Origin of the sequence: Marinobacter sp., from assembly GCF_041690455.1 — a bacterium.
GTDB lineage: Bacteria > Pseudomonadota > Gammaproteobacteria > Pseudomonadales > Oleiphilaceae > Marinobacter.
Genome location: NZ_JAWLHI010000141.1, coordinates 1 through 3723 on the forward strand (window position 1 = coordinate 1; position 3723 = coordinate 3723).

Annotated in this window: 5 protein-coding genes; all 5 read right to left on the reverse strand. The window is 60.2% G+C overall.

All coding sequences use genetic code 11. The annotated features are described in order from the left end of the window. On the reverse strand, nt 1-339 hold a 339-nt coding region (locus tag ACESMW_RS18680), incomplete at its 3' end, for a TetR/AcrR family transcriptional regulator (RefSeq protein WP_372988467.1). Between the two features lie 45 nt (nt 340-384). Further along, nucleotides 385-1089: an ABC transporter ATP-binding protein gene (locus ACESMW_RS18685; RefSeq protein ID WP_372988468.1), complete on the reverse strand. Its 705-nt coding sequence runs from the start codon at nt 1087-1089 to the stop codon at nt 385-387. After that, entirely contained in the window at nt 1086-1868 is a 783-nt protein-coding gene (locus ACESMW_RS18690) for an ABC transporter ATP-binding protein (protein ID WP_372988469.1), read from the reverse strand. The genes ACESMW_RS18685 and ACESMW_RS18690 overlap by 4 nt, the downstream gene beginning before the upstream one ends. Further along, on the reverse strand, nt 1865-2812 hold the full coding sequence (locus ACESMW_RS18695) for a branched-chain amino acid ABC transporter permease (protein WP_372988470.1): 948 nt from the start codon (nt 2810-2812) through the stop codon (nt 1865-1867). The genes ACESMW_RS18690 and ACESMW_RS18695 overlap by 4 nt, the downstream gene beginning before the upstream one ends. After that, nucleotides 2809-3678, reverse strand: coding sequence for a branched-chain amino acid ABC transporter permease (locus ACESMW_RS18700; RefSeq protein WP_372988471.1), 870 nt, complete (start codon nt 3676-3678; stop codon nt 2809-2811). Before ACESMW_RS18700 ends, ACESMW_RS18695 begins: the two co-directional genes overlap by 4 nt. Between the last annotated feature and the right edge of the window lie 45 nt (nt 3679-3723).

Consider the following 3723-nt stretch of genomic DNA (forward strand, 5'->3'; position numbering starts at 1 on the left):
GTCATCCACCTCGCCAGTGTAATGCAACAGGGCGCGGCGGGTGATGGTGAAGCCGTGGCTCTGGATCAGGTGGATCAGGTCATCTTTGTTGCGAATGTAGGCATAAAGGCCGCCCATACTCATGCCCGAGTCCGAACACAGATCCCTCAGGGTCATGGCATGGAAGCCCTTGGAGTTCGCCAGTCTCAGCGTCGATTCGATGATGCGGATCAGGTTCTTGACCGCCGTCGCCTCCTTCTTGATGCTGATCCTGTCCTTGTTCTGACGATAAACCTCGCGGACCACGTCCTCCTTGGACATGCTCAACTCGTTGCGAAATGCCTCGTAGTTTTCAATCATTGGTACCACGCCTGTCTGCTCCTGCGGCGGGGATTATAAGTCAGATCACGCCACCGACAGGAACCGGTCCTGGGTTGCCTGATCCTTGCGCAACTGATCGCTGGGCGCTTCGTGCACTACCTGACCTTTTTCCAGGATGTACGCCCTGCGGGCATGCTTGAGGGCGAACCGCACGCTCTGGTCAGTAAACAGAATGGTGGTGGTCTTGCTGAGATCGTCGATCAGCTCGCCGATCTGCTGCACAATGACCGGAGCCAGCCCTTCGTTGGGCTCATCCAGCAACAACAGCCGTGGCTGGATCATCAGGGATCGGGCCACCGCCAGCATCTGCTGCTGGCCACCGGAGAGCGTGGCGCCGTCCTGGTCTGCCCGTTCCCCCAGCATCTCGTACTTCTCGAGGATGCCATCCACGGTCCAGCGTGCGGCACTGCCCTTGCGCTGGTAGGAAGCCACCTCCAGGTTCTCCCGCACCGTCAAGCCCGGGAAAATCCGCCGGTCCTCCGGCACGTAACCGATACCGGCCCGGGCAATCTGATGGGCTGGCCGACCATGGATCGGTTTGCCGTCAAAAATCACTTCTCCGGATCTCGGTGGCGTCAGGCCCATGATGCTTTTCAGGGTCGTACTCTTGCCGGCACCGTTCCGGCCCAGGATACAGACGGTCTCGCCCTCGTCCAGTTGCAGCGTCACACCCTGGAGCGCCTGGCTCTCGCCGTAGAAGGTCTGGATATTGCGAACATCAAGAATCATGGGTTGGCCTCCTCGACCGCTTCCTCGTCTTCCTCACCCAGGTAGGCGACACGAACCTCCGGATGGTTCTTCACTTCCTCCGGAGTGCCAGCAAACAGTTTTTCGCCGCGATGCATGACCAGGATGCGGTCGGCAAGATTGAACACCACGTCCATATCATGCTCGGTGATCAGGAAGGTGTAATCGCCACTGTCCGCCAGGCTCTTGACCAGTTTGGTGGTACGGCGGGTCTCGTCCGGGGTCATGCCGGCAGTGGGCTCGTCCAGCAACACCAGCTTGGGCTGTGTTGCCAGCACCATGGCAATTTCCAGCAAGCGCTTGTCACCGTAACTGATGACTTCGGCCCGCTGGTCCTTGAGACCGTCAATGCCCAGCCGTTTCAGATACTCCACGGCTTCCTGCTGGATGCCGGTATTGCGGGAGGCAATGTTGAACAGCTTGCGGCTGTGGCCATGGTAGGCCGACAGCACCACTTCCACGTTCTCCTGCACCGTCATCTCGGGGAAGATGTTGTTGATCTGGAACGAACGGGACACCCCCAGCCGGCTGATCTTGTGGGGCGGCAGGCCGGTGATGTCCTGTCCGTCGAGCATGATCTTGCCCTCGGTCGGCAACATCCGCCCGGACACCATGTTGTAGAAGGTGGTCTTGCCGGCACCGTTGGGACCGATGATGGCGATGGTTTCCTTGGGCATCACTTCCAGGTTGATGCCGTTGACTGCGTGGACACCACCAAAACGCTTGGTGAGGTTGTCTATGGTCAGGATTGGCTTGCTCATTTCTTCACCTCCATCCACCAGTCAAGGGCAGTACCCAGCAGACCTTTGCGGAAGAAAATCACCATCATCGCCAGAATGATGCCCAGAACCAGCATCCAGGACTCGGTGTAGCTGGTGATCCAGGTTTCCAGCAGCACGAACACCGCAGAGCCGACGAACGGTCCCAGGAAATAACCGGTGCCACCGAGAATGGCCATCAGAACCGGTTCAGCCGACATGGACCAGTGCAGCAGCTCCGGACTGGCCACCCGCAGGAACGGGGCAATCAGGCCACCGGCGAGGCCTGCAAAGGAGCCCGCGATGACAAACGCCACCAGGCGGTAGGTACGCACGTTCAGACCGGCGAAGGACACCCGCTCCGGGTTCTGGCGGATCGCCTTGAGGATCATGCCGAAGGAACTGCGGCAGATCAGGTACAGCACCACCGCGGCAATGGCGACGATGGCCAGCACCACATGATAGTAGACTGCCGGGTTACCCAGGGTCAGGTCCAGGCCGAGCCCGAAGGAGCCCAGGGTGAAACCGGCCAGGCCGTCACTGCCGTTGGTCACGGAGCGCCACTGGTAGGCGATGGCGAACACCATCATGCCGAACGCCAGGGTGAGCATGGCGAAATAGACCTCGTTGAGGCGGACGCTGAGGAAGCCGATCACCAGGGCCAGCAGCGCCGACGCACCCATGGACACCAGCAGACAGGCCAGGAATGGCCACTCCAGGTGGATCAACACCAGCGCCGTGGCGTAGGAACCGATGCCAAAGAAGGCCGCGTGGCCAAAACTGAGCATGCCGGTGTAACCGAAGATCAGGTTGAAGCTGGCCGCGAACAGGCCAAGGATCAGGATCTCGGTGAGGATAAAGATATAGAAGTAGGAGGCAATCCAGGGCACCGCAATCAGCCCCGCAATCACCAAGGCCAGAAGGCCCATCAGAATCTTGGTCTTCATGCGGTCGCCCCTTTGCCCATGATGCCGTTAGGCTTGAACAACAGAACCAGCGCCATGCCAAGGAACGGCAGCAACAGGTTCACTTCCGGCAGATAGCGGCCGCCAAAGCCGTGAATCAGGCCGAGGATGATGGCACCGAGCAGTGCACCCGGGAAGCTGCCCAGACCGCCGATAACCACCACAATGAAGGACTCGATGATGATCTTGTCACCCATGCCCGGGTCCAGGGCCCGCATCGGCGCTGCCACCACGCCACCAACAGCGGCCAGCCAGGCACCGAAGGCAAACACGCCGGTGACCACCATGCGGGTGTTGATGCACAGGGCTTCGGCCATGTCCCGGTCCAGTGCCGCGGCGCGCATGATGCGACCCACGCGGGTCCGGTTGAACAGATACCACAGCCCCGCCAGCAACAGCAGGCCGATGACAATCACGAACAGGCTGTAAGTGGCCACGGAACTGCCCAGCAGCTGCACCGAGCCGGACAGCAACTGCGGCGGCTGGACCACCTGGATGCCGCTACCCCAGATGGTGCGGACACTCTCGTTGATAATCAGCAGGATCGCGAAGGTCAGCAGCAGGCTGTCCGCCACGTCCCGGCTGTAGATGAATCGCAACAGCACCCGATCGATGATGACGGCCAGGATGGCCACACCGATCGGTGCCAGTAACAGGGCTGCCCAGAAGGGCATCCCCACAAGGTTGATCAGGGTGAACGCCAGGTAGGCTCCCAGCATGTAGAGAGCCCCGTGGGCAAAGTTGATGATGTTCAGAACACCGAACACGATATTCAGACCCACTGCGATGATGAATAGCAGCAGCCCGATATCGAGACTGTTCAGCAACGCCGCTGGGATGCCAGACATGGATTACCTCATTAGGTTAGGGCCGGTTACGTGGCGCCCCGGAGG